The following is a 26,183-nucleotide window of genomic DNA, read 5'->3' on the forward strand; positions in this document are numbered from 1 at the left end:
TTTTTATAATTAAATAGGACTTACGCACTATTATTTATAGATTCTCTGTGGTAGCAGATGATTTTTATCGAGAATAAAGTCATCAATGAAGTTTTTGATCATTGGTCTAAATAATTTCTTCTGCCAACGATATATATTTTCAAAGATCCGCTCAAACTGGTTCTTTTGTATCTCAACGTAGGCCATCAAGGCTGAAAAAATATGATTCAAAATCAGTTTAGATCGTCTTACTTGAAACTTTTCAATATGACAAACCTGTTTAATCACCCGGTGATATTGCTCTATTTTCCAATGACTTGAATGTAATTCATGAAAACCCTCAAAGGACAATAAATCATCTTCATCTTGATGCACAATATAAAACCTCTGCTGTTCTTTTAACTGAGTCTTAAATAATTGTACAAAGCCAAAATCTTTGAGCCAGACTACTTGACCCTGATGGAAATCTGGCAATAAACGCAGTTGAAACCATTGTCCTTTTTCTGGGGAAACCTTACGGTTACAGTCGATACCAAACATAAATCGAATACCATATTTTCTTATGGTTTTTAAATTTCCAGTCGATGAATACCAACTATCACCTGTAATAAATTGAATCTTTGCACCCCAACTGAGTACTTCACTTAACATATCCATAAAGTAATCATTCTTGGTTTTACTTTCAGATTTGTCATAAATTCGGAAATTAATTGGAATATTTTGACCATTTTGATCTGTCGCATACAAAGTAATGAGATTAATACCCTTGACGGATCGGTGGTGTTTGCCTGACCAAAAATAGCTAACTAAGTCCATATGTTGACTATATGGTTTATCTAAAACAGTATCATCAATACTGACTATAAGTTTATTATTATCAATATGTTGAATTGCTTCTTGATATAGGTCGTGAGGTGTGTAGTCTTCACGCTCTAGAAAGCGATTTACACTATCATACGAGATATTATAAGTCTCGGCAAGTTGTGTGCAGCTAATAGAGTTCGGTTCTGTCATGAGAAAACCCATATAAATGGGTAGAGTACAAGTTGCTGTAGAAGCATGTTTAATTCGTCTGATCACAGATACTTTATAAAGCATTTTAATACTTTTTTGAATCTGTCAATGCGTAAGTCCTATTAAAAATTAAAAAGCATATTTATCAAGCAAACGATTCATTTTATTTATTATTCTTATTGACGCATCTGAAATTCATCCCTAAAATGCGCATCAGATTCTCCAATAGCTCAGTCGGTAGAGCGACGGACTGTTAATCCGCAGGTCCCTGGTTCGAGCCCAGGTTGGAGAGCCAAGATTCTAAAAAAACCCTGATCTGATCAGGGTTTTTTTATTGTAAATGCTTTAATTTATTGTCATCCTTCTTGTAACCCTATGTATTTTTTATGTTGCATCGCGTATATGTTTTAGCCCTGCGCCCTTTTCAACCCTATAATAAAAAACGATGGTCATATTAAGGAAAACCATAATGAAGAAACTACTTCTCAGTTTGTTATTCTTATGCAGTCCAGTCATGGCTGCACAAACAACATGGTATGCAGGCTCGACTTATAAGGGTACTGTGACTGTCCCTATTGAAAATGGGCCAAATGTGGTCTGGAAGTGTAATGGTAAAGTTTGTAGCATGTCTGGGCCCTGGGGCAATGACCTGTCTCTGGACTCCTGTCAAAATCTGGTTTTGCGTATTGGCAAAATTAGCTATTATAAAAATTCAGTGGGAGCAAGCTGGACAGCGCATTCGTCCCAATTAGCCCAATGCAATCAGGTTGCACGTTAATATAGCGATTTTAAGCACTTAACAGTTTATTATTTACACTGATTTTACTTGACTATAAACGTCTTGCCCCCTAAAATTCACTCCAGATTCTCCCATAGCTCAGTCGGTAGAGCGACGGACTGTTAATCCGCAGGTCCCTGGTTCGAGCCCAGGTGGGAGAGCCAAAATTCTCAAAAGCCCTGATCAATAATCGGGGCTTTTTTTATATTAAGTACAATGCATACCTTTAAAAATATATGGTCTTATCATAATGCGTCTTATATCGCCAGAAACTGCACCAAAATTTCAACTTATAGATAGCCATGGCAAAGTAGTTCGACTAGACTCAGGTAAACGCACTTTACTTGCATTTTTTCGTGATACAAACTGTCCTTTTTGTAATTTTAGAATTTTCCAATTAACACAACATTATAAAAAACTTTCGGATGAAGGCTTAGAAATCATTGCATTTTTTTCATCAACACATGAAGAAGTCAATGAATTTGTAAGAAAACGCCCTCGCCCTTTTACGATCGTCGCCGATCCTGAAAATATCGCCTATAAAGCTTATGGTATTGAACGATCAATGGCACGCTCTGCTTATAGCGTTTTTCGACATTTCGTCTCATGGGTTTTAGGCATCAAAATAATTGGGGCTGAGGGTTTAAAAAAGAATCTACAAAATCCAAGTGATATTATGCCAGCAGATTTTTTAATTGATGAGCAAGGTTATATTATTGAAACATATTACGGTTCTGATGCTAGCGACCACATTCCATTTGAAAATATTTATAAATTTTTAAATGCTGATCAGAACCTTAAGTAGTCTACAACACCTCGTGTTTAATTGATTTATGCAAAAATGGTGTGTTTAGCGACTAGGCACACCGCTATGGAAACGGAACGTATCATCTGGCGTTAAAATTAGATTCTTTTCCACTTCACGGATATGTTCAATCCGCTGCTGAATATTTTCTTCTGGATCTTTAAGTTTGGCAGTTTTTGCAACATCCAATGCCAGTGCCAGATAATCCTCAAAATGACGAGATTCCGATTTAAGTAAGTAACGATAGTAACGTCCAAGTTCATCGTCTACAACAGGTGCCAGCGCATAGAAGCGCTCACACGAGCGTGCTTCGACAAATGCGCCAATAATCATCACATCAATCAATGCTTCAGGTTCATAAGTACGGATTTCTTTACGCAATCCACCAGCATAACGCCCAGCACTCAATCCTTTCCACTCCTGACCACGTTTAGTCATGAATTCCAGAACCTGCTCATAATGCAGCATTTCTTCACGTACCAGTTGTGCCAATTTCACTTGTAAGTCGGTAAAAAAGCTATAGCGGAACATCAGGTTCATTGCTGTACTTGCCGCTTTTTTCTCACAGTTGGCATGGTCTTGCATCAGGATGTCGAGGTTATTAACCGCTTCATCCAGCCACGCCTGAGGAGTGGTACAACCTAAAAATGCAATGACAGGTTGCATTAACTCATCATAATTTACACTACTCATCAACTTATCTCGCAGCAGCCTGAATCGCTGCTTTCATATCTGTTACTGCTTGAGTCAAACCAACGAATACACTATCGGCAATAATCGAATGACCAATGTTGAGTTCATAAATTTGTGGAATTGCTGCAATTGCTGCCACATTATCTAAATTCAAACCATGCCCGGCATTCACAACCAAACCTTTAGCTGCTGCATACTCAGCACCTTTGATAATACGAAATAATTCAGCTTGTTGCTGCTCATCTGTCTCGGCATCAGCATAAGCACCCGTATGGATTTCAATGGTTGGTGCACCACATGCGACAGCTGCGTCAATTTGTGCAAAATCTGCATCGATAAACAAAGACACATCACTACCAATCGCTTTCAGTGCTTCAGTTGCCGCCTTCACTTTTTCAAAATGCCCAATCACGTCCAATCCACCTTCGGTGGTCACTTCCTGACGGCGTTCAGGCACGAAACACACATGCTGGGGTTGAATCTCTTTGGCAAACGCAACCATTTCATCAGTTACCGCCAATTCCAAATTCATACGTGTTTTTAATAATGGACGCATACGACGTACATCATCATCTTGTATATGACGGCGATCTTCACGCAAATGTAAAGTAATCCCCTCAGCACCAGCCTGTTCACACAACAAAGCAGCCTGAACTGGATCAGGGTAAGTTGTACCACGTGCTTGTCTTAATGTCGCAACATGATCAATGTTTACACCTAAGATTGCAGCCATAAAAAATATCCTATCGGTTTAGTCCTGAATCATTATTTTCAATACATCAGGAATATCAAGTTTGTGTACTTTGAATCCAAAGTTGACGGCTTTTCAGCGGTCGATCACCCAACAAGGCGCTAATCATTTGACGGTATAGTTTACCCAATAATTGCAATTGTTCGTGAGAAAAATCCTGCCCATCTTCATAACTTTGCATGGATGTAATCAGTGTACCATCAAGTGTTGAACGCGAGGCTTGTGAAACTGGCAGAAAGCCATCATTGAGTTGAAATTGATAATGCTGGTTGACCTGAATGTCTTGTTGACTCGCATCTGTTGAGAAATCAATGGCGTAGCCAAGTTCCACCAATAGTACATGCTCAAATTGACGCAAAATCTGCCGAAGAAATACAGCAGCTTGTTCGTGTGTGGCCAATTGCTGTAACAGCACTAAAATCAACTGATATTGTTCAAATGTTTGTGGCATCATCTCTTCTAAAGGACATAGTCGCAATAGAATTTCATTTAAATAAAAACCAGCAAAAAATGCATCACCATGAAAGAATACAGGTTGATTCAGAATTTCCAGTTTTGTGAAGTTTTTTAGTTCAGATTTACCTGTGGCTTGCAGACGAATTGGCTGATATTGTGGCGGTGGGGTCTGTCTTAGAATCCCATCCACCCGACCATATTCTTGTGTAAATAAATGCACAATATGGCTTTTTTCACGATATTTACGATGATGAATCAAATAACCATGTAGGACTTCATTGCGCATCATAGTACGAGACTAGTCCTTCTTTTTCTCATCCTTTTCTTCATCATCGCCATCGGGAATCACTGCGCCAACAACTGCAGCAGTTCCTTTAACAACACCTTTAGTGGTCTTATAAGCAACTTTAACAGGTACAGTCACAACCTTGTGAATACAGCCTTGCAACATGAATACACATGTCACAATCGCGAGTATATGAATTGTTGTTTTCATACCTGTTTCCGTTATCTTAAATGCGATTAAATATCGCTATAACCCAAACTTTTGAGTGCACGCTCATCATCAGACCAACCACCTTTGACTTTCACCCAAAGCGTTAGCATGATTTTCTGTTCAAACATTTTTTCCATATCTGTACGTGCATCCATGCCGATGCTTTTCAGCTTCGCACCTTTATCACCAATCACAATTGCTTTTTGCCCTTGGCGTTCTACAAAAATGGTTGCATCAATATACGTACATGGCGGCTTTAAACGACCTGTTTTTTCATTTACGGCTGCTTCTTCAGTTTTAAATGATTCAATTTGAACCGTTAAATCATATGGCAGCTCTTCACCTAACTGACGCATAATTTTCTCACGAATGATCTCACTCGCAAGGAAACGCTCAGAACGATCAGTAATTTGATCTAATGAATACAATGGTGGTTGATACGGCAGATATTTTTCAATCGTGTCACGCAAATGGTCTAGATTTGCACCACGCAATGCTGAAACCGGAACAATTTCAGCAAAATTCATGAGCTTGGCACGCTCTCGAATCAGCGGTAAAGCCTCATTTTTATTTTCAAATGTATCCAGCTTATTGATCACGAGGATCACTGGCATATCGGCATTTTTAAGCTTTTCCAAAACCAATTCATCGTTTTGCGTCCACTTTTGTGCATCAACCACAAATAAAACCAGATTCACATCACGCAATGCAGAATGTGCAGCACGGTTCATCATCTTATTGATCGCACGTACTTCTTTCTTATGCATCCCAGGCGTATCTACGAATACAGCCTGTGATTTCTCACGCGAGTCAATACCCACAATCTTATGGCGTGTGGTTTGTGGCTTACGTGAAGTAATAGATAGTTTTTGACCCAAGATATGGTTCATCAAAGTTGACTTGCCCACGTTTGGACGCCCAACAATAGCCACAAAACCGCTTTTAAAATCCGAAGGAATGGTCGTTCCTTGAGAACTAAAAAATTGATCAACTACATTATTGCCATCTTGCTGTTCAGTTGCTTCTGGCTTATTTTCTTCTGAATGAGACATCAGGTTATTGCTCCAATAATTTTAAAATCTCTGCCGCTGCCGTTTGTTCGGCAAAACGACGACTTGAGCCCTCGCCTATAATTTTTGGCAATCCCGCTACATCACATTCCACTTTGAAATGTTGATTCGGTGCATCACCCTGAATATCTACAACCTCGTAAACTGGGAGAGGTTTTTTACGTGCTTGTAAATACTCTTGCAAACGTGATTTAGGGTCTTTCAGCTGATCGGTCGGTTCGATATGATCAAGATATGGTTCATACCATTTTAACACAATGCGTTCGAGCAAGTTGAGATCATTACTGTCTAAATAAATAGCACCAATAATGGCTTCAACCGTATCAGCCAGAATTGACTCTCGGTGGTGTCCACCTGATTTTAACTCGCCTGTGCTTAAAATTAATGACCGACTGAGTTGCAAATCATTTGCGATTTTTCCTAATGCTTCCTGTCGAACCAAAGTCGCACGCATTCGCGTTAAACGGCCTTCATTTTCCAACGGATAGGTATTGTACAAATAATTTGCAACGATCATTCCTAATAATGCATCGCCTAGAAATTCTAGGCGTTCATAATTATGTTTATGACTGACCGAGCGATGGGTCAAAGCCAGTTTTAACAATTCAAACTGTTTAAACTGGTAACCTATTCGACCTTGCAGCCGTGTATCATTGAGTTTGGTTTGCAGATTTTTGGTCAAAAGTCTTCTCAAAATTCATAACTAAACTAATATTCAATACGAAAGGCTTACGCACTTCATACTTTTTCATTACAACTAAATCATCTTTGTAAGTAACTTCAGCAATATCCTTGAAATGTATATCACGAATATTATTCATCTCTAAACGTTGATCCATCTGAGTATAAAATTTACTTGGTGTAATATTTTTAGGACTATCTTTTAATAATCCTTCAATTTGAGTATCAATAATTTTGTCATCCCAATAGGCAGGCCATATTGCAACTGCCGCCTTTACAAATATCGCAAAGAAAATAATTCCGAATAATATCGCGATATAGGATGCCCCTTGTTGAGATTTACGCATCTGCATACTTCCTATGTATTTTTATTAGTTAATCTTACCATTGCGATTGAAACTTGGCAGGTTAAAACCAGGTTCTTTATGCATCCAAATATAAAAAGCGCGACCAGTCAAATTCGCTTCAGGGACAAATCCCCAAAAACGACTGTCTGCACTTTGATCTCTATTATCACCCATTGCAAAATACTGTCCTTTCGGCACAGTTACTTCCCAATCCTGCCCATTACTTTGAATAAAAACATTATTTTCTTTGGCAACAAATGGAACGAGTGCGTCAGCTCCACGTAACTTTGCAAATTGAAATTGTTCTGCTAAAGGATTACGACCATCTAAATAACGAATTAAATGCTGGTGTTCACCTAATGTTTCTTTAAAGTAATAAACTGTAGGAGTTTCTAATTGATCTTTATCACGTTTAAATTCAGTTGCGACTTTAGCAATTTGCTTCCCATTAATAGTTAATTGGCCAGCCTTAAACTGAATATGGTCGCCTGGCAAACCCACCACACGCTTAATATAGCTAATGGTTGGTTGTGGTGGATAACGAAATACGATCACTTCACCACGTTTTGGCTCGCCTACATCAATTACTTTTGCATTTACAATCGGTAAGCGCACACCATAATCAAATTTATTTACTAAAATAAAATCACCTGTTTCTAAGGTAGGCACCATAGAATCAGATGGGATATTAAATGGTTCATATAAGAAAGAACGAAGGATTAAGACTACTGCTAACACGGGCCAAAAATCATATGCCCACGTTATAACAAAATTTTCCTGATCACGCCCTTTATTTGCACGTTGTTTTAGTACAAATTTATCGAGTAGCCACACTAGAAAAAAAATTAGTGTAACTGGTACCAGAATCAAATTAAAATCAAAATCCACACGCCCTCTCTCACAGCACAGCTGCTCGTCTTGTAGCGAGGTTCGAAAAACCACCTCGCTCATCTTTTCTTTATCTATCCACTTTCAATACGGCTAAGAACGCTTCTTGAGGAATTTCAACACTTCCTACTTGTTTCATACGCTTCTTACCTTCCTTTTGTTTCGCAAGAAGTTTCTTCTTACGTGAAACGTCACCACCATAACATTTTGCCAATACATTCTTACGCATGGCTTTTACGGTAGAGCGTGCAATGATTTGTGCACCAATTGCCGCTTGAATTGCAACATCATACATTTGGCGTGGAATCAAATCTTTCATCTTCTCAACCAACGCAATACCGCGATGACGCGCATCTTGACGGTGGCAAATCATTGCCAGAGCATCCACCTTTTCGCTATTAATTAACACGTCAACCTTAACTAAAGCTGAACTCTCAAAACGCACGAAGTTGTAATCTAAAGATGCAAAACCACGTGAACAAGATTTCAACTTATCAAAGAAATCCATGACCACTTCTGCCATAGGAATTTCAAAAGTGATTGAAACTTGATTACCTAAGAATTTCATATCTTTTTGAACACCGCGACGTTCAATACACAAGGTCATGACATTACCTAAATATTCTTGTGGCACAAGAATATGACACTCTGCGATCGGCTCACGCAAATCTTCAACTGTTGAACCATCAGGCATTTTTGATGGGCTGTCGATATAAATAATATCGCCTTTTTTAGTCAATGCTTCATAAATTACTGTCGGCGCAGAACTGATTAGATCAAGATCGTATTCACGCTCTAAACGCTCTTGTACAATTTCCATATGAAGCATGCCTAGGAAGCCACAACGGAAACCAAAACCTAAAGCATCTGAACTTTCTGGTTCAAAGAACAGCGCTGAGTCATTAATTTGTAATTTTTGTAGCGCTTCACGGAATGGTTCAAAGTCACTAGCATCAATTGGGAAAAGACCCGCATAGACCTGTGGTTTAACCTTTTTAAAACCTGGTAAAATAGCAACATCTGGTGTGTTCGACAAAGTAATTGTATCGCCCACAGGCGCACCAAAAATATCTTTAATACCAGCGATCACGAAGCCAACTTCACCCGCTTCGAGAATATCTGTTTCAGTATGTTTAGGATTGAATACGCCAACAGATGTAACTGGATGAGTTTGCCCCGTTGATTTCACCAACATTTTGTCGCCCTTGCGGATACGACCTTGTTTGATTCGAACGAGAGAAACAACTCCTAAATAGTTATCAAACCATGAGTCGATAATTAATGCTTGTAAAGGTGCATCACGATCACCTTCTGGTGCAGGAATCACATCAACTAGGCGCTCTAAAACACCTTCAACCCCTAAACCCGTTTTTGCTGAACAGGTTGGCGCATCTGTCGCTTCAATTCCGATAATTTCTTCAATTTCGTGAATGACACGCTCAGGTTCAGCTTGAGGTAAATCAATCTTATTTAAGATGGGTAAAACTTCTAACCCTTGCTCGATCGCTGTATAACAGTTCGCTACAGATTGTGCTTCGACACCTTGCGCAGCATCGACGACTAAAAGCGCACCTTCACATGCTGCCAAAGAGCGTGACACTTCATAAGAAAAGTCGACGTGCCCTGGTGTATCAATAAAGTTCAATTGATACTCTTGACCATTTGGATGCGTGTAATACAAGGTTACCGATGCAGCTTTAATAGTAATCCCACGCTCACGTTCAAGCTCCATAGAGTCTAATACTTGAGCTTGCATCTCGCGATCTTGTAAACCACCACACATTTGAATGAATCGATCTGCCAAGGTTGATTTACCATGGTCAATGTGAGCAATAATCGAGAAATTACGTATATTTTTGATATCTACGGATTTTTTAGCTTGCGCCATGGGTTACCTTAACAAAATAGAATGCTCGAAACTTATAACAAGTCATGAGCCAAAGCGGTTTAACAAAATTGTTGGGGATTATAGCAGAACAGCATTTCAAAGTATTCAAAATAATTACCCCATCAAAGCCTCTAGATGGTGCTTCCAGTCCTTCGATTTACTCATATAAAGTTGAAAAATCCATCGGATTTAAATCCAACCCAATCGGTTGGTAGGCATGAGTAAAACTCGGTGACATACGCTTTGGACGACCTGTTGTAATTTCAATACACGCCCATTTGGTATTCCCTACGAATAAAACACTTTGATCCTTTGGACGGTAAAATGCGTACTGACGAAAGGAATAGAGCGCATTAATATCATCTAACCATGTCCGTAAGATGATTTCTTCACCTTCAAGTGCTGCTTTCCGATATTGAACATGATGCTCTACCGCCACCATTGCATGTTTGAGTTCTAAATATTGAGCTAGACCTAAACCTAATTTTTCAATATGCGCTGCTGCGACATCTTGCATCCACTGAATATACATGACGTTATTGACATGACCTAAAACATCAATATGTTCAGGTTGTACAGTTATTCTCAAATCAAAAATAGTACTCATAAACCTACTTATTTCGTCAATCCAAGCTCAGTCGCATACACTAATCTAAACACTTATACATTACAAAATAAAAACCACCCTATTTCAGGGTGGTTTAAAAAAACTAACTATAGCTTAAGGCAAACGTAAACCTAAAATTGCACGCTGACCTTGGCGAATAATAGCTACTCGAGCAACACTATTTTTTGGTAGAGCCGTCATTGTTTTTACAAACATTTGACTATTTAAAATAGGTGTACCATTCACCTGAAGGATAACATCACCTGCAACAATGTTTGACAATGATGCTAAGCTACCGCGTTTAACATCCTGCACCAATATCCCACCACGGACATCCAATTTTGCTTGCTCTTCAGGCGTTAAATTACGAATGCTCATTCCAAGACCACTGGTTGGATTATTTTTATCCTCAGCGGCTGGCGTATCGTCTGGTGCAGTACCTAAAGTTGCTGAAATAGTCCGGACTTTATCGTCACGTAATACTTCTAATTGAACAGTCTGACTAGGTGCTACGCGATTTAATACATTTAACAAATCGCTAGTACGGGAAATAGAAGAACCATTAATTTTTAAAATCACATCCCCAGACTTTAAACCTGCTTTTTCAGCCGGTGACTTCGGTGTAACTTGATTAATCAACGAGCCTTCTGGTTTTGGTAATTTGTATGCTTCTGCAAGGTTACGATCAATATCTTGCAACATCACGCCAAGGTATGAACGAGTTACTTTACCATTGGTTTTAAGCTGTTGAACTACATCCATCGCGACATCAATAGGAATAGAGAATGACAAGCCCATATAACCGCCAGTACCACTAAAGATACGCGAGTTAACACCAACCACCTCACCATGTTGGTTAAATAACGGACCACCAGAGTTACCAGGGTTTAATGCAGCATCTGTTTGAATGAATGGAACTGACGTTTCACCACTCATATTTCGAGATTTAGCACTCACAATCCCTGCTGAAGCAGAATAGTCAAAGCCAAAAGGTGAACCAATTGCTAAAACAGGCTCACCAACTTTTAACTGGTTTACGTTACCAATTTTTAATTCTGGGAAATTTGCACCATTTACTTTAAGCACAGCAACATCAGTGCGCTCATCACTCCCCACCAAAGTTGCATCAAGTTCACGTCGATCGTTTAAAGTAATACTGATACGAGACGCATTTTCAACCACATGGTGGTTTGTAACGAGATAACCATCTTTACTAATAAAAAACGCACTACCGTATGCAGTTTTTTCTTGTGGCCCTTGTTGCTGAGGTATAATGACTTGATTACCAAAAAAACGTCGTAAAATTTCAGGTACTTGTTGCTGCAACAACTCTTCCTGAGTCATCTTTTTTACAACATTGACACTGACAACTGCAGGACTCACCTGCTCAACGAGGTTTGAAAAATCTACTGGTGAAGCAGCATTAACCTGTACTGCAGCAACCGTAAATACCGCAGCATACATTCCTTGTTGTAAATAGCGACTTTTCATGAAGTGAGAACCTACGTACTAATGATCTATAGAATATTAAGATTATGTTTGTATCATAACCCAACTGTAATCTTCGTAAAAATATGTTGATATTTTCAATGCATACAACGATGTAGCATATTGAAATGTGAATAAATTATGGAGAAAGTCTCCATGATTTATAAGCTTATTAACTTTTTATCGTGGGCAGCTTAATATTAGATTAAAATGATGTATTGAATCATTATCCTTATTAGACTTTAAGGTGATTGACAATTCATATCAGTGAAAATTGTTTACATTCGCTAAAAAATCGTTCAATTCTAGGCAGATTGGCACTTGCCTTTTTTGTTAAAAAGCGTTGTCATTAGTGAACGTTTAAAACTGAAGCAGATCGACATGCCTGATTTAAAAACAATTCACCATTTTGACGTGATAATTGTGGGCAGTGGCGGTGCAGGTTTAAGTCTTGCACTCTCTTTACCGAGTCATTACAACATTGCCATTTTAGCAAAAGCTGAGCTCACAGAAGCCAGTACTTTTTATGCTCAAGGTGGTGTTGCTGCGGTCTTAGACGAGACTGATTCAATTCAACAACATATTAATGACACTATGATTGCAGGCGGACATCTTTGTGAGTTGGACGCCGTGAAACATACAGTCGAAGGTGGCAAGCCTTCTGTTGATTTCTTATTGAAGCAAGGTGTTCAATTCACTTTAGATGATGATGAGCAATTACACCTCACTCGTGAAGGTGGTCATTCACAACGCCGTATCATTCATTCTGCTGATGCAACAGGTAAGGCAATTTCGACCACGCTTGTTGAACGTGCTAAAGAACGTAAAAATATTACAATTTTTGAAAATTATATTGCGATTGACCTCATCACACTACACAAGCTTGGTCATCAAGACAAAAAAAATCGTGCGATTGGTTTATATGCATTAAATGAAAAAACAGAACAAGTTCATACATTCTTAGCCCCTTTCACAGCTTTGGCCTGTGGTGGTGCAATGAAAGCTTATCTCTATACCTCTAACCCCGACATTGCAACAGGTGATGGTATCGCGATGGCTTATCGAGCTGGTTGTCGTGTTGCCAATATGGAATTTAACCAATTCCATCCAACGTGTTTATATCACCCGAAAGCGCGTTCTTTCCTTATTACTGAAGCCATGCGTGGTGAAGGTGCTTATTTACGTTTACCTGATGGTGAACGTTTTATGTTGCGTCTTGACGAACGTGCTGAACTTGCGCCACGCGATATTGTTGCACGTGCGATTGATTATGAAATCAAACGTTTAGGTATTCGTCATGTTTGGTTAGATATCACACATAAATCACCTGAATTTATCACTGAGCACTTCCCTACACTTTACGCACGCTTGCTCGAACTTGGGATTGATATTACCAAAGATATGATTCCTGTTGTTCCAGCAGCGCATTATACCTGTGGTGGTGTCGTTGTAGATGAGCATAGCCAAACTGACTTAGATGGTTTATATGCGATTGGCGAAACTTCATATACTGGTTTACATGGCGCTAACCGTATGGCAAGTAACTCACTGCTTGAATGTTTCGTTTATGGCATGAGTGCAGCGGAAGATATTCAAAGCAAACATAATATTAGCTTTGAATTTCCAGATGTACCGTCTTGGGATGAATCCCAAGTGACTGATGCCGATGAAGATGTTGTGATCTTACAAAACTGGGATGAATTGCGTTCAACCATGTGGAACTATGTGGGTATTGTCCGCACCACTAAACGTTTGCAACGTGCCTTACACCGCATCGAAATGCTGAAACGTGAAATCAATGAATATTATCAAGATTATCGTGTCAGCAAAAACTTAATCGAATTGCGTAATCTCGTTTTAGTTTCCGAAATGATTGTACGTTGCGCGATGGAACGTAAGGAATCACGTGGTTTGCATTACACACTGGATTACCCTGAACTCTCCAATGAGATTCGCAAGACGGTGTTAACACCACCGAATTTTAAGGTGGAGCAGCCGTTGGTGAATGAATAGCACTTTTAATTTATTCATCTATTATTTTTTTAATTGGCACTGCCTCATATAGCCAAAATAATTAAATATTATTTGTATAGGCAATAGATTACTTCGAAGGATCAAAGTAATCAAAATCCCTTGTTGGGTAGAGGGTAAATCCTTGTTACCCCTGCCCCACTGGCGGCATCCATGCCGCCGTTCTCGATCTTAAATAACAACTTGAATTCAAATACTAAAAAGCAGGCTATTTTTCGAACTTATTATTACTTAAAGAGCCTATTTTAAATATTGCAATGCTTCTTCAAACACCACATCCGCATTCTGCGTTGCATCTAAACGCTTCATCCGTTCAGGCTCTGCTTGCCACAAGGTCTCATAACCTGCACGTACTTTAGCAAAGAAACTCAACTTCTCTTGCTCAAAACGATCCAGTGCACCACGCTCTCTCGCACGGGTCATGCCCAATTCAATCGGCGCATCCAACCAAAAGGTAATATTCGGCATTTTCGCCACAAAAGTTTGATTTAATAATTGCAACTTTTCCTGACTTAAACCACGTCCAGAACATTGATATGCAAAACTGGCATCAGTAAAACGATCACTTAAAACGATCTTACCTGCATTTAAAGCAGGGATAATGACTTGTTGTAAATGTTGCGCACGTGCTGCATAAATCAATAACAACTCAGTATCATGACTCATTTGCTCTTCGTGATTCACCGCTAATAATAAAGAGCGAATCTGTTCAGCTAACGGCGTTCCACCTGGTTCACGCGTCAAAACGACTTCTTTACCTTGCTGTTCAAAGTACTGATGAATTTTACGGATGAGTGTCGTCTTACCTACACCTTCCGTACCTTCAAAACTAATAAACATCATTCATCCTACTTTTGCTTTGCACGTAACGCAGTTAAATATTCTTGAACTGCACGATTATGATCTTCTAAGGAAGCTGTAAATTTATGCCCACCATTACCTGTGGCAACAAAGTAAATATTTTTAGCATCGTCTGGATGCATTGCTGCTTCAATCGCTTTTTTACTTGGCAATGCAATCGGAGTTGGCGGCAAACCATTGATCGTGTATGTATTATAAGGCGTTGCTGTCCGTAAATCATTGCGAGTGATATTACCCTTATAATTATCCCCCATACCATAAATTACGGTTGGATCAGTTTGTAGACGCATACCGATTTTTAAACGACGTACAAATACACCTGAAACTTGCTCCAGTTCACTATCTAAATTGGTTTCTTTTTCAATAATCGAAGCCATGATTAAAGCTTGATATTTATCGTTATAGGGTAAGTTCGGTGCTTTTTTTGCCCAAGCTTCATCTAAGGATTTCATTTGACGGCGATATAAATCCGTTAAAATTTTCTTATCTGTTTCGCCCTTGGCAAAGAAATAAGTATCTGGTGCAAATAAACCTTCAGGGTGTGAATAAGGAATATCTAAAGCTTTTAATAATTGGTCTTGCGGTAGATCTAAAATAGTCTTACTAACATTCGGATCTTTCTTTAAATTCTGTAGCAATTGTTTAAAAGTTGTCCCTTCAATCACCAAAATACGATTCATTTGTGCATTTTCAGCATCAGATAGCATATCAAGTACTTGACGAACACTCATCCCTTTATTGATTTCATACACACCAGCTTTCAAACTGTCATGAATCATAAATTTTTGATAAATCTTTAAAATAATAGGGAAATTAACTTTATTTTCTTTGGCTAGATGATCAATAAATTTTGAGTAAGTATCTCCCGAAGAAATGACTAGAACCTGCTTTTTCCCTTCGACTGGATAGTTCTTAAATAAACTTACCCAAAGCACACCGAGTACGAGCAAAAGAAAGACAACGATTACAATCAATAAGGCTTTGATAGGAAACTTAGACTTCGGTTGAGCTTTTGGTTTTTTCTTTGTTTTGGCTGGGGTTGTTGGTGGCTTTGGCATATTAATCAATCTGGCTAAGTTTCAATGTTTCAAATAAATCAAGGTAGGGTTGCTGCTCAAAAGCCCGACCATTAAATCGAATAACTGCTTTCATCGGATGTAAAGCGTTGCAGAAAAATAGACTTTGAATACGTTCAATATCATTAATTTCTACACAACCTTGTCCACATTCAATATTCTGTTGCTTCATACGAGATAGAATCTTGGCTCGCATGACGCCGTGAACGCCATTATAACGAAGTTCTGGTGTAATCCATCGGTCATTTATACGAATAAAACAATTACTGCTCACCCCTTCTACAATATAACCTTGTACATCAGTTACCAATGCTTCAAGCCACCCCTGATGGTCAGCTTCCTGCTTTAATAACACTTGTTCTAAACGGTTTAATGTTTTTAAACCCACTAAATGCGGCATATTCAAACCTAGAGCATGATTGAGTACTCCACTCTCAATCCACTCTGGTTGAAAAACTTGCATGACTTTAGGGTAATACCAAACATAAACATCAGCAGCATGTAAAGGTAAGCTATATCCTCGATCTCCCTCACCTCGACTAATCACAATTTTTAAAGTGCCATTCAAGGTAAAATGCTGTTGTTGTAGTTGTGCTAAGGTTCTATCTACGACCGATAAATCCACATCAAGACTTAATCTTTGGCAAGCCAATGCCAAACGAGCAAAGTGTAATTGTTTTAGTTCAAACGTATCTTGAAAAATTCGCGCAGTGGTAAAGCAACCATCTCCATAATGAAAGGCTCGATCTAACAACGGAATCGAATCAATCAATTGTCCATTTTTATAACACTGCATGATCAAAAATTCAGTCTCCAACACATCGTCATCATACCCTGAAACCTAAGTTTGGCAAAAGCATGTACACAATCCACGCCTCATTCATCATGATCTAGAATCCAATCGTTTATTAACAACTCGAATTAGCACGGACTCTCTAAATATATTCAGGCTTAATCTACCGAAACTCATTTTTAAATAAACATTCAATATGAATCAAATTCAACATTTTGTTTTATAGCTATATACAAAACAATTATCAGAAATTCAGCATAAGTTATCTCTTTTTTATATTTCTTTTTTATTCATATCAAATTCGATTTTAATTATTTTTTTTGCAAAAAAACTGGCGCTATGCTGCATCCATATTCCAAACAATGATTGAAGGTCTGCTGATAACAGATCGATTTAAGGGGTTTTTATGCGTTTTTCTCAAGTTAAAGTCGGTGTTATTGCCGCATTACTTTCAGTTTCTTCATTTGCGGCACAAGAATTTTTAAATGTGTCTTATGACCCAACTCGTGAGCTATATACAGATTTTAATAAGCAATTCGGTGCATTCTGGAAACAGCGTACAGGACAGGATATTGAGTTTAAGCAATCTCACGGTGGTTCAGGCAAACAAGCACGTGCCGTTATTGATGGTCTAAATGCTGATGTCGTAACACTAGCACTTGCTGCGGATATTGATGAAATCGCTGAAAATGCAAAATTACTTCCAGCTGATTGGCAGAAGAAACTACCAAATAACTCCACGCCTTACACCTCAACGATTGTTTTCCTTGTACGTAAAGGCAACCCAAAACAAATTAAAGATTGGGGTGATCTGGTTAAACCAGGTGTAGAAATTATTACACCAAATCCAAAAACATCAGGTGGCGCACGTTGGAACTATTTAGGTGCTTGGGCATGGGCAAAACACCAAAAAGGTGGTAACGATGCTAAGGCACAAGAATTTGTTCGCCAAATTTACAAACAAACCAAAGTACTTGATTCAGGTGCACGTGGCGCAACCACTACATTTGCTGAACGCGGCATCGGTGATGTTTTACTGGCTTGGGAAAATGAAGCATTCCTAGCAGTACGTGAACAACCGGGTAAATTTGAGATTGTTACACCGTCACTTTCAATTTTGGCTGAGCCTCCAGTGGCGGTTGTAGAAAAAAATGCTGAGAAAAAAGGTAATTCACAAATCGCTCGTGGCTATTTGAACTACTTATATTCTCCAGCGGGTCAGGAAATTGCAGCACGTAACTTCTATCGTCCTCGCAATGCAGCTGTTTTAAAGAAATATAACGCCACTTTTAAACCTCTGAAGCTTGTCACGATCGATAAAGAGTTTGGTGGTTGGACAAAAGTACAAAAAACTCATTTTGATAATGGCGGTATTTTCGATCAAATCGTCAAGATCAACAGCACCACAAAATAATTTACTAATTAGGTAAATAAGGAGAGCGGACATGATTCATACCGTAATTGTTCCTGGTGTTGGTGGTAGCGAAGCTCAACATTGGCAATCTTGGTTACAACAACAACTCGTGTCTAGCTCTCGCGTTCAACAGAAACATTGGGACCGACCCGTCTTAAACGAATGGGTTGCCCAATTTGTCAAAACCGTTGCAGCTGTTAAAGCACCCATACAAATCGTTGCGCATAGCTTTGGCTGTTTAACCAGTGTTGCTGCACTTGCAGAACATCCAGAATTAAGCGAAAAAGTAAAGAACTTAGTTTTGGTTGCACCTGCCAATCCTGCACGTTTTGGCGAAGCTGGCTTTGCTCGTCACAGTTTGACTGACTATAAACAATATTTTCATCAGCTCAATATTGATGTGCCAACCACCTTATTGATTAGTGAAAATGATCCTTGGTTAGGCTATTTCGATGCTTTACAACTGGCACAAGCGTGGAAACTGACACCCATCAATTTGGGGCAAGTAGGTCACATCAATGTGGCATCTGGATTTGGCCCTTTTCCAGACATCCTTAATTACATGTTGCCTGAAAAAAAACTGCAACCTGTAACTCGAATGAGTCAGGCAAATTTTAATTTGAAATTTGCCTAGATTCCGCTCTCAGTATTTTTGGTTTTAGTGTTATTTATTTGCTGGTTTTAGCAAATATTTCTCTTTGAGGAAATATCATGTCGCAGCGTTCCCGAGTGCTGCCTGGGTTTGGTCTGTCTTTGGGCTTCACCCTCGCTTATGTATCTTTTATCGTACTTATTCCTTTATCAGCTGTATTTATCCGATCTTTAGGAATCGGATGGGATGGTTTATGGGAAATCTTAACTTCAGAACGAATCCTAAAGTCACTGCAACTTAGTTTCAGTGCGGCATTGATTGCTGCGCTAGTGAATGTGATTTTTGGATTATTATTGGCATGGTGCTTAGTTCGCTATAGTTTTCCAGGTAAAAGAATTGTCGATGCATTAGTCGATTTACCTTTTGCCCTACCAACAGCTGTTGCAGGGATTGCTCTCACTTCTTTATACGCACCAACAGGTTGGATTGGTCAACATTTAGAACCCTTAGGGATTCAAGTTGCATATACCCCAATTGGTATTACCCTTGCATTGATTTTTATTGGATTACCCTTTGTTGTTCGAACAGTACAACCAGTTCTCAGCGATATTGAAACTGAACTTGAAGAAGCAGCTTCTGCACTGGGTGCAAATCGCTGGCAAACCATTACTAAAATCATTTTACCCATCCTATTCCCTGCACTATTAACAGGCTTTGCTTTGGCATTTGCCCGCGGTGTTGGTGAATATGGCTCCGTCATCTTTATTGCAGGCAATCAACCGTATAAAACAGAGATTGCTCCCCTCATGATCATCTCTCGTTTAGAAGAATATGATTATGCAGGCGCAACAACGATCGCTGTAGTTATGCTCGTTCTCTCATTTGCCATCTTATTTTTAATTAATTTAGTTCAAGCATGGGCAAGCCGTCGTACAGGGAGAACTGCGCAATGAGTTTAAATACCAATAGCAATGCTTTAGCCATAAAGTTGCAATCTCGTGATTCAACCCGTGAACCAACATGGGTCCGTTATACATTAATTAGTATTGCACTGATTTTCTTCTTAAGTTGCTTGATACTACCGCTCATTTTGGTTTTTGTTGAAGCATTTAAACAAGGTCTTTCAGTTTACATCAATGCCTTAACTGATTCTGACACACTATCGGCAGTCAAACTAACCTTACTGACAGCAGCGATTGCTGTACCAATTAATGTGGTGTTTGGGGTAGCCGCCGCATGGGCAGTGGCTAAATTCCAGTTCCGTGGCAAAGCCATCTTGACCACCATTATTGATATGCCATTTTCAGTCTCCCCTGTCATTGCAGGTTTAATGTTGGTTCTGATTTTTGGTTCACAAGGTTGGGTTGGCGGTTGGTTAATGGATCACGATATTAAAATCCTGTATGCCGTACCTGCCATTGTTTTAGCCACAATTTTTATTACAGTTCCTTTTGTTGCTCGTGAATTAATTCCACTCATGGAAGCACAAGGGACCGAAGAAGAAGAAGCTGCGATTGTACTCGGTGCTTCAGGTTGGCAAACCTTTTGGAAAGTGACCCTACCAAATATTAAATGGGGTTTGATTTACGGTGTGATTCTGTGTAATGCCCGTGCAATGGGAGAATTTGGTGCGGTGTCTGTGGTTTCAGGACACATCCGCGGTGAAACCAATACCCTGCCGTTACACGTCGAGATTCTTTATAACGAATATACCTTTAGTGCTGCATTTGCTGTGTCTTCGTTACTGGCATTTTTAGCGATTATCACATTGATCTTGAAAACTTGGTTAGAAATACGCCAAGACCAAGCAAATGAACATCAACCGAATCACTAAGGAATAAACACATGAGTATTCAAGTTAAAAATATTGAAAAACACTTCGGTGCATTCCATGCACTCAAAAATATCTCTTTAGACTTTCCTGAAGGTGAATTAGTCGCTTTGCTTGGTCCTTCAGGCTGTGGAAAAACAACATTATTACGCATCATCGCGGGTTTAGAATCTGCTGATCATGGTCAAGTTTTACTTGAAGGCGAAGATGCCACCAATATCCATGTTCGTGAACGTCAAGTCGGTTTTGTATTTCAGCACTATGCCTTATTCCGCCATATGACTGTGTTTGATAATATTGCTTTTGGTTTACGCGTTCGCCCACGTGCAACTCGTCCATCAGAAGCCGAAATTAAAAAACGTGTCACGCGCTTATTAGATTTGGTTCAACTGGGTTTCTTAGCTGATCGTTACCCTGCTCAACTTTCAGGTGGACAACGTCAACGTATTGCACTAGCACGTGCCCTTGCCGTAGAACCACGTGTTTTATTACTTGATGAGCCTTTTGGCGCACTAGATGCCAAAGTTCGTAAAGAATTACGCCGTTGGTTACGAACCTTACATGATGAACTACATATCACATCTATTTTTGTTACACATGACCAAGAAGAGGCTTTGGAAGTCGCAGACCAAATTATTGTCATGAATAAAGGTGATGTTGAACAAATTGGTTCACCTCGTGAAGTTTATGAAAAACCAGCAACCCCCTTTGTTTTTGATTTCTTAGGTCAAGCAAATCGTTTTGAAGGCGAACATACTAGCGGTATCATTCGCATTGGTGATGATCGCATCCAACTACCAACCTCATTAGAAGCACCACAAGGAAAAGTGATTGCATTTGCACGACCAAATGAATTACATATTCATACCCGTCCCCAAGCGAATACGATTGAGGCAACGTTTATACGTGAAGTCTGGATTGCGGGCAAAGTGATTGCGGAGTTACAAGATCGCAGTGGACGTACCATTGAGATTTTACTTAGTGTAGAAGAAGCAAATTTACATCAATTTAGACCGAATCAAACCGTCTGGATTAGTGCAGCTCAACTTCATTTATTTGCAGACCAAACGACTCAAGTTGCTTAGAATAATATCTTGAGGGCGATTAAATAAATTTGATCGTTCCTCATCTTTTATGTGGAAAAATTATTATGAACTTTCAACAACTCAGAATTATTCGAGAAACTGTTCGCCAAAACTTTAATTTAACTGAAGCTTCTGCGGCACTTTATACCTCCCAATCTGGTGTCAGTAAGCACATTAAAGATTTAGAAGATGAATTAGGTGTACAACTCTTTGTACGTAAAGGTAAACGTTTACTTGGTTTGACTGAACCAGGTCAATCGTTATTAAGCATTGTGGAGCGTATGTTAGTTGATGCTGACAATATTAAACGTCTCGCAGATGATTTTAATAAAGTTGATGAGGGGACATTAACGATTGCAACAACGCATACCCAAGCACGGTATGTTCTTCCACCGATTGTGAATCAGTTTAAAAAATTATTCCCAAAAGTACATTTGGTTTTACAACAAGCGAGTCCTGTTGAAATCGCAGAAATGCTACTCCAAGGTGAAGCAGATATTGGTATCGCAACTGAATCTTTGACGACGGAAGAGAACTTAGCTAGCGTACCTTATTACGAATGGCATCATAGTATCATTACACCTAAAGACCACCCGTTGACTAAATTAGATAAAATTAGTTTAGATGTCTTGGCCGAATATCCATTGATTACATATCATGGCGGCTTTACTGGACGCTCTAAAATCGATAAGGCATTTGAAGATGCTCATATACATGCCGATATCGTGATGTCCGCCTTAGATGCCGACGTCATTAAAACCTATGTTGAACTCAATATGGGGGTGGGTATTGTCAATGATGTCGCTTATGACACAGACAAAGATTATCGCTTAGAACAATTAAAAACTGATGTTTTTGGAGTGAATACAACTTGGATTGCTGTGCGTAAAGGACATCTTTTACGTGGCTATGGTTATGAATTTATTTCTTTATGTTCCCCAAAAACAAACATCAAAGAACTTAAAAAAGTGGCTTATCCCGAAGAATAAATCAAACAAAATGAATAGCTTTACTACTATTAGCCATTTATTTTGACCTAAAATCTGAGCATAAAAAACGAGCTTAGCGCTCGTTTTTTATGCAGAGTTGGTAGGTTAGAACTTAAAGCTCACACCCACTTTAGCCACTGGCATCCATTCATAGCGACTCTTATTCGCAATTTTGTCTTGCTCATCAGCAACTGCCTGATTAATCGGCTTAGCTCCGGTAACACCTTTTAAGTTGTAATCATCAAGTTTTACGTCAGGGTTACCTGTGTAGTAAGCACCAACTTCACCAAACAAACCAATATTTTTATACACTGGTGCATTCAAACCTAAACCGACATAAGGCGCGATGTTATTTTTATATGACATTTTGCCACGTACACCACCCTCTTGCCCAGGATTAACAACTTCATAATCATTGTTGTCAATTGTTAAAGTACGACCTGCTGATGTACGTTTCTGAAGATCATAATCATTATCGAGATAGCCAACACCTGCTGCTACATAAAGCGAACGAGCGAATGCATTTTGACTCGCACCCCATGGATAAAGTTCAGCATTTAAATATGTGTTGTTATTCTCCATATCAAGATCATATTTGGTGCCATTAATTTTGACATCATCAGACCATGAAATATCGCCACCATTATAACCAAGACTTAAACCTACATAAGGATTAACACGATAAGAAATTGCACCACCATAACCTGTAGTACCCACTTCAGCACGAACTGAAACTGGATCTAAGTATGAAGGAAACGTAGAACCTGATTCCTTCACAACTTGTTCATCTGCTGCTAAAGCAGAACCTGCAATCGCTGTTAATGCACCTGCAGCTAAAATAACGCGCAAAGCTTTCATTGAAGTCTCCTCAAAAAAATACTTTTATCTAAGGTATAGTTGTTACTGTAATAAAATCTTAAAAGAATGATTGATATCTTTTTATACAGAAACTGATTACTTTTTGTTATTTTTTGATACAAATTCAGAATAATTGTATATTTCAAAATAATGGATAAAAAACAATTAAATCCGAATTTAGTACAATTTTATTGCTTAATTTTAAAACACTTTATTGTAACGACTTTTTTCAAAGATTCTTGTATCAAATTAGTGTAAAATCTCGGAAATTTATTTTTGGAAGAATGAAGATCATGTCTCAGCTTTCTACGATCATTGAGCAAGCATTTGAAGACCGTGCAAATTATTCAGCTACGGACTGCCCTACAGAAATTCGTCAAGCCGTTGAAGAAGCATTAACTGGTTTAGACAACGGTACACTTCGTGTGGCTGAAAAGATTGATGGTGAGTGGGTTGTTCACCAATGGTTAAAAAAAGCAGTTTTACTTTCTTTTAAACTCAATGACAATCAGCCTATTGAAGCTTGTGATCTACAGTTTTATGACAAAGTTGCAACTAAATATTCAGGTTGGACTGAAGAGCAATTTAAAGCTGCTGGTGTCCGTGTTGTACCACCTGCTGTTGCTCGTCGCGGTAGCTTCCAAGCGAAAAATGTCGTATTGATGCCATCGTATGTCAATATTGGTGCTTATGTAGATGAAGGTACCATGGTTGATACATGGGCAACTGTGGGTTCATGTGCTCAAATCGGTAAAAACGTTCATTTATCTGGTGGTGTTGGTATCGGTGGTGTACTCGAACCATTACAAGCAAATCCAACGATTATTGAAGACAACTGCTTCATCGGTGCTCGTTCAGAAATCGTTGAAGGCGTGATTGTTGAAGAAGGTTCAGTGATTTCAATGGGCGTATTCATTGGTCAATCAACTAAAATCTTTGATCGTGAAACAGGTGAAATTCACTATGGTCGCGTACCAGCAGGTTCAGTCGTTGTTGCAGGTAGCCTTCCATCGAAATGTGGTACTTACAGCCTTTATGCTGCAATTATTGTGAAAAAAGTAGATGCGAAAACACGTGCAAAAACTAGCTTGAACGATTTATTACGTGCAGACTAATTTATAACGTTTCTCGGAGTTTCATCGCTCCTCGTCTCTACGATCAGCTATGGTCGTAGAGATTTTGTTTTTTATGTACTTGCTGCTTATGTAGCAACTGTTTGTGGTAACTATTTATGGCTTCCTTACGTTCTTCTGCAATTCCTGTATCTGATCCTGCGGCTGGTTTACGTATTACCGAGATCTTCTATTCTTTGCAAGGCGAAGCGAATACTTTTGGTTTACCGACTGTTTTTATTCGTTTAACGGGTTGTCCTTTACGTTGTAGTTATTGTGATACGACTTATTCATTTGAAGGTGGTGAACGTTTATCCCTTGAACAGATTATCGAAACAGCAAGCCAACATAAAACACCTTATATCTGTGTGACAGGTGGCGAACCGCTTGCACAACCAAACTGTCTGATTTTATTACAACGTCTTTGTGATCTTGGATTTGAAGTTTCACTTGAAACCAGCGGTGCTTTAGATGTATCGAAAGTTGACCCTCGTGTTTCCAAAGTGTTGGATTTAAAAACACCAACGTCTAATGAAGATCATCGTAATTTACTTACCAATCTCGACTATCTAACACAGCATGATCAGATTAAATTTGTGATCTGTAATCGTGCCGACTATGAATGGTCTAAACAACAACTGGGAAGTTTCCAGTTGCAAGATAAAGTCAGTACAGTATGGTTCTCTCCTGCTTTCGCGGTAGAAAAAGGTACTGTTGCTCTGCCTGCTCTTGCACGTGATTTAGCTCAGTGGATTTTAGATGACCATCTCCCTGTTCGCTTTCAATTACAGTTACATAAGCTGTTATGGAATGATGAATCTGGTCGTTAAAACACTCAAAATATCCGTTCTGCAAAATAGATCGGCTTTTATCAAATTTATTTTTAGGTTGAATCATGGAAAATAATATGCGTTCTCGTGCCATCGTATTATTGTCTGGTGGCTTAGACTCAACAACGTGTCTTGCTTGGGCACAAGCAAATTATGATTGTATTGCATTAAGCTTTATGTATGGTCAACGTTCGACGACTGAACTTGATGCAGCCAAAGCACTTGCACAACGTGCAGGTGTAGAACACCGTGTCATTAATATTGATTTAGGCAATTTAGGCGGCTCTGCGCTTACAGATCATAACATTGATGTACCTGAACAATTACAAGAAGGGATTCCTGTAACTTATGTTCCAGCGCGTAACACCATTTTCCTTTCATATGCCCTTGCAGCAGCAGAAGTTTTTGACGCTCAAGCCATTGTGATTGGTGTCAATGCTGTTGATTATTCAGGATATCCAGATTGTCGCCCAGAATTTATTGACGCTTTTGCCAATCTTGCGCGTTTGGCAACAAAGGCAGGCGTGGAAGGAAAACCCCTCAAAATTGAAACACCTTTGTTACATTTATCCAAAGCGAATATTATACGCTTAGGTATCGAACATGGCGTAGACTATAGCCAAACAGTATCCTGCTATCAGGCAGATGCTCAAGGACGTGCGTGTGGCAAATGCGACAGTTGCCGTTTACGCCAACAAGGTTTTATCGAAGCAGGTATTGCGGACCCTACACGCTATACCCAATAGATGATTTAGGGCAATCATTAGGTA

The 26,183-nt window shown here is 39.1% G+C and carries 28 protein-coding genes and 2 tRNA genes; 14 read left to right on the plus strand and 16 right to left on the minus strand.

Going from position 1 to position 26,183, the window contains the following annotated elements; all coding sequences use genetic code 11:
• Nucleotides 1-30 precede the first annotated feature (30 nt).
• Nucleotides 31-1,059 carry a transposase gene (locus ABLB98_RS09065; RefSeq protein WP_369028937.1) on the minus strand — a complete coding sequence of 343 codons (1,029 nt, stop codon included), beginning with the start codon at nt 1,057-1,059 and terminating at the stop codon, nt 31-33.
• 153 nt (nt 1,060-1,212) lie between these two features.
• On the opposite strand from ABLB98_RS09065, the gene ABLB98_RS09070 reads away from it, so the two are divergent.
• From ABLB98_RS09070 to ABLB98_RS09085, 4 genes are all read left to right on the plus strand, one after another.
• A tRNA-Asn gene (locus ABLB98_RS09070) sits at nt 1,213-1,288 on the plus strand.
• A 174-nt stretch (nt 1,289-1,462) separates the two neighbouring features.
• A complete protein-coding gene (locus ABLB98_RS09075; RefSeq protein WP_249569887.1) occupies nt 1,463-1,771 on the plus strand; it encodes a hypothetical protein in 309 nt (102 codons plus the stop codon).
• Between the two features lie 88 nt (nt 1,772-1,859).
• Nucleotides 1,860-1,935, plus strand: a tRNA-Asn gene (locus ABLB98_RS09080).
• An 86-nt stretch (nt 1,936-2,021) separates the two neighbouring features.
• Nucleotides 2,022-2,576 carry a redoxin domain-containing protein gene (locus ABLB98_RS09085; RefSeq protein ID WP_348882080.1) on the plus strand — a complete coding sequence of 185 codons (555 nt, stop codon included), beginning with the start codon at nt 2,022-2,024 and terminating at the stop codon, nt 2,574-2,576.
• Nucleotides 2,577-2,621: 45 nt separating this feature from the next.
• On the opposite strand, the gene ABLB98_RS09090 is transcribed toward ABLB98_RS09085, so the two are convergent.
• The 11 genes from ABLB98_RS09090 to ABLB98_RS09140 all read right to left on the minus strand — a co-directional run bounded on the left by ABLB98_RS09090 (nt 2,622) and on the right by ABLB98_RS09140 (nt 11,944).
• Nucleotides 2,622-3,269 carry a tRNA-(ms[2]io[6]A)-hydroxylase gene (locus ABLB98_RS09090; RefSeq protein WP_324512920.1) on the minus strand — a complete coding sequence of 216 codons (648 nt, stop codon included), beginning with the start codon at nt 3,267-3,269 and terminating at the stop codon, nt 2,622-2,624.
• Between the two features lie 4 nt (nt 3,270-3,273).
• Nucleotides 3,274-4,002 carry a pyridoxine 5'-phosphate synthase gene (gene pdxJ, locus ABLB98_RS09095; protein WP_348882081.1) on the minus strand — a complete coding sequence of 243 codons (729 nt, stop codon included), beginning with the start codon at nt 4,000-4,002 and terminating at the stop codon, nt 3,274-3,276.
• Between the two features lie 55 nt (nt 4,003-4,057).
• On the minus strand, nt 4,058-4,765 hold the full coding sequence (locus tag ABLB98_RS09100) for a DNA repair protein RecO C-terminal domain-containing protein (protein ID WP_348882083.1): 708 nt from the start codon (nt 4,763-4,765) through the stop codon (nt 4,058-4,060).
• Between the two features lie 9 nt (nt 4,766-4,774).
• Nucleotides 4,775-4,972, minus strand: coding sequence for an NF038104 family lipoprotein (locus ABLB98_RS09105; RefSeq protein WP_348882084.1), 198 nt, complete (start codon nt 4,970-4,972; stop codon nt 4,775-4,777).
• A 26-nt stretch (nt 4,973-4,998) separates the two neighbouring features.
• The gene (gene era, locus ABLB98_RS09110) at nt 4,999-6,024 is read right to left on the minus strand and encodes a GTPase Era (protein WP_004682646.1); all 1,026 of its coding nucleotides are present in this window, start codon (nt 6,022-6,024) and stop codon (nt 4,999-5,001) included.
• 4 nt (nt 6,025-6,028) lie between these two features.
• Nucleotides 6,029-6,724, minus strand: a complete 696-nt coding sequence (rnc, locus tag ABLB98_RS09115; protein ID WP_249569875.1) for a ribonuclease III — start codon at nt 6,722-6,724, stop codon at nt 6,029-6,031.
• Complete coding sequence (locus ABLB98_RS09120) at nt 6,693-7,070, minus strand: DUF4845 domain-containing protein (protein ID WP_087536434.1); 378 nt, start codon at nt 7,068-7,070, stop codon at nt 6,693-6,695. Before ABLB98_RS09120 ends, rnc begins: the two co-directional genes overlap by 32 nt.
• Nucleotides 7,071-7,094: 24 nt before the next feature.
• Nucleotides 7,095-7,958 (minus strand): signal peptidase I, encoded by an 864-nt coding sequence (gene lepB / locus ABLB98_RS09125; protein ID WP_249570071.1) that lies wholly within the window; start codon nt 7,956-7,958, stop codon nt 7,095-7,097.
• A gap of 70 nt (nt 7,959-8,028) precedes the next feature.
• Nucleotides 8,029-9,846 (minus strand): translation elongation factor 4, encoded by a 1,818-nt coding sequence (gene lepA / locus ABLB98_RS09130; RefSeq protein WP_087536433.1) that lies wholly within the window; start codon nt 9,844-9,846, stop codon nt 8,029-8,031.
• Nucleotides 9,847-10,003: 157 nt separating this feature from the next.
• Nucleotides 10,004-10,453, minus strand: coding sequence for a thioesterase family protein (locus ABLB98_RS09135; protein ID WP_087536432.1), 450 nt, complete (start codon nt 10,451-10,453; stop codon nt 10,004-10,006).
• Nucleotides 10,454-10,567: 114 nt separating this feature from the next.
• A complete protein-coding gene (locus tag ABLB98_RS09140) occupies nt 10,568-11,944 on the minus strand; it encodes a Do family serine endopeptidase (protein WP_348882085.1) in 1,377 nt (458 codons plus the stop codon).
• A gap of 372 nt (nt 11,945-12,316) precedes the next feature.
• Here ABLB98_RS09140 and nadB point away from each other — a divergent pair, with 372 nt between their 5' ends.
• A complete protein-coding gene (nadB, locus tag ABLB98_RS09145; RefSeq protein WP_348882293.1) occupies nt 12,317-13,954 on the plus strand; it encodes an L-aspartate oxidase in 1,638 nt (545 codons plus the stop codon).
• A gap of 258 nt (nt 13,955-14,212) precedes the next feature.
• Here nadB and tmk read toward each other — a convergent pair whose 3' ends face one another.
• The 3 genes from tmk to pabC are packed head-to-tail and all read right to left on the minus strand — an operon-like array spanning nt 14,213 to nt 16,705.
• A complete protein-coding gene (tmk, locus tag ABLB98_RS09150; RefSeq protein ID WP_348882086.1) occupies nt 14,213-14,812 on the minus strand; it encodes a dTMP kinase in 600 nt (199 codons plus the stop codon).
• A gap of 8 nt (nt 14,813-14,820) precedes the next feature.
• Entirely contained in the window at nt 14,821-15,891 is a 1,071-nt protein-coding gene (mltG, locus tag ABLB98_RS09155) for an endolytic transglycosylase MltG (protein WP_348882088.1), read from the minus strand.
• A gap of 1 nt (nt 15,892) precedes the next feature.
• Nucleotides 15,893-16,705 (minus strand): aminodeoxychorismate lyase, encoded by an 813-nt coding sequence (pabC, locus tag ABLB98_RS09160; RefSeq protein WP_348882089.1) that lies wholly within the window; start codon nt 16,703-16,705, stop codon nt 15,893-15,895.
• 403 nt (nt 16,706-17,108) lie between these two features.
• Between pabC and ABLB98_RS09165 the strand changes: the two genes are divergently transcribed.
• The 6 genes from ABLB98_RS09165 to ABLB98_RS09190 all read left to right on the plus strand — a co-directional run bounded on the left by ABLB98_RS09165 (nt 17,109) and on the right by ABLB98_RS09190 (nt 22,613).
• The gene (locus tag ABLB98_RS09165) at nt 17,109-18,116 is read left to right on the plus strand and encodes a sulfate ABC transporter substrate-binding protein (RefSeq protein ID WP_348882090.1); all 1,008 of its coding nucleotides are present in this window, start codon (nt 17,109-17,111) and stop codon (nt 18,114-18,116) included.
• Nucleotides 18,117-18,147: 31 nt separating this feature from the next.
• Nucleotides 18,148-18,750: an alpha/beta hydrolase gene (locus tag ABLB98_RS09170; RefSeq protein WP_348882091.1), complete on the plus strand. Its 603-nt coding sequence runs from the start codon at nt 18,148-18,150 to the stop codon at nt 18,748-18,750.
• Between the two features lie 77 nt (nt 18,751-18,827).
• The gene (cysT, locus tag ABLB98_RS09175; protein WP_005161162.1) at nt 18,828-19,661 is read left to right on the plus strand and encodes a sulfate ABC transporter permease subunit CysT; all 834 of its coding nucleotides are present in this window, start codon (nt 18,828-18,830) and stop codon (nt 19,659-19,661) included.
• A complete protein-coding gene (gene cysW, locus ABLB98_RS09180; protein ID WP_050041906.1) occupies nt 19,658-20,542 on the plus strand; it encodes a sulfate ABC transporter permease subunit CysW in 885 nt (294 codons plus the stop codon). The genes cysT and cysW overlap by 4 nt, the downstream gene beginning before the upstream one ends.
• Nucleotides 20,543-20,553: 11 nt before the next feature.
• Nucleotides 20,554-21,624 (plus strand): sulfate/molybdate ABC transporter ATP-binding protein, encoded by a 1,071-nt coding sequence (locus ABLB98_RS09185; RefSeq protein ID WP_005161170.1) that lies wholly within the window; start codon nt 20,554-20,556, stop codon nt 21,622-21,624.
• A 65-nt stretch (nt 21,625-21,689) separates the two neighbouring features.
• Nucleotides 21,690-22,613 carry a CysB family HTH-type transcriptional regulator gene (locus ABLB98_RS09190; RefSeq protein ID WP_004959761.1) on the plus strand — a complete coding sequence of 308 codons (924 nt, stop codon included), beginning with the start codon at nt 21,690-21,692 and terminating at the stop codon, nt 22,611-22,613.
• A gap of 105 nt (nt 22,614-22,718) precedes the next feature.
• On the opposite strand, the gene carO is transcribed toward ABLB98_RS09190, so the two are convergent.
• Nucleotides 22,719-23,471 carry an ornithine uptake porin CarO gene (gene carO, locus ABLB98_RS09195; protein ID WP_348882092.1) on the minus strand — a complete coding sequence of 251 codons (753 nt, stop codon included), beginning with the start codon at nt 23,469-23,471 and terminating at the stop codon, nt 22,719-22,721.
• Between the two features lie 293 nt (nt 23,472-23,764).
• On the opposite strand from carO, the gene dapD reads away from it, so the two are divergent.
• From dapD to queC, 3 genes are all read left to right on the plus strand, one after another.
• Complete coding sequence (dapD, locus tag ABLB98_RS09200) at nt 23,765-24,586, plus strand: 2,3,4,5-tetrahydropyridine-2,6-dicarboxylate N-succinyltransferase (protein WP_151707722.1); 822 nt, start codon at nt 23,765-23,767, stop codon at nt 24,584-24,586.
• 116 nt (nt 24,587-24,702) lie between these two features.
• Nucleotides 24,703-25,413, plus strand: coding sequence for a 7-carboxy-7-deazaguanine synthase QueE (queE, locus tag ABLB98_RS09205; protein ID WP_348882093.1), 711 nt, complete (start codon nt 24,703-24,705; stop codon nt 25,411-25,413).
• A gap of 77 nt (nt 25,414-25,490) precedes the next feature.
• Complete coding sequence (gene queC / locus ABLB98_RS09210) at nt 25,491-26,159, plus strand: 7-cyano-7-deazaguanine synthase QueC (protein WP_348882294.1); 669 nt, start codon at nt 25,491-25,493, stop codon at nt 26,157-26,159.
• Nucleotides 26,160-26,183 lie beyond the last annotated feature (24 nt).

Origin of the sequence: Acinetobacter yuyunsongii, from assembly GCF_041021915.1 — a bacterium.
Lineage (GTDB): Bacteria > Pseudomonadota > Gammaproteobacteria > Pseudomonadales > Moraxellaceae > Acinetobacter.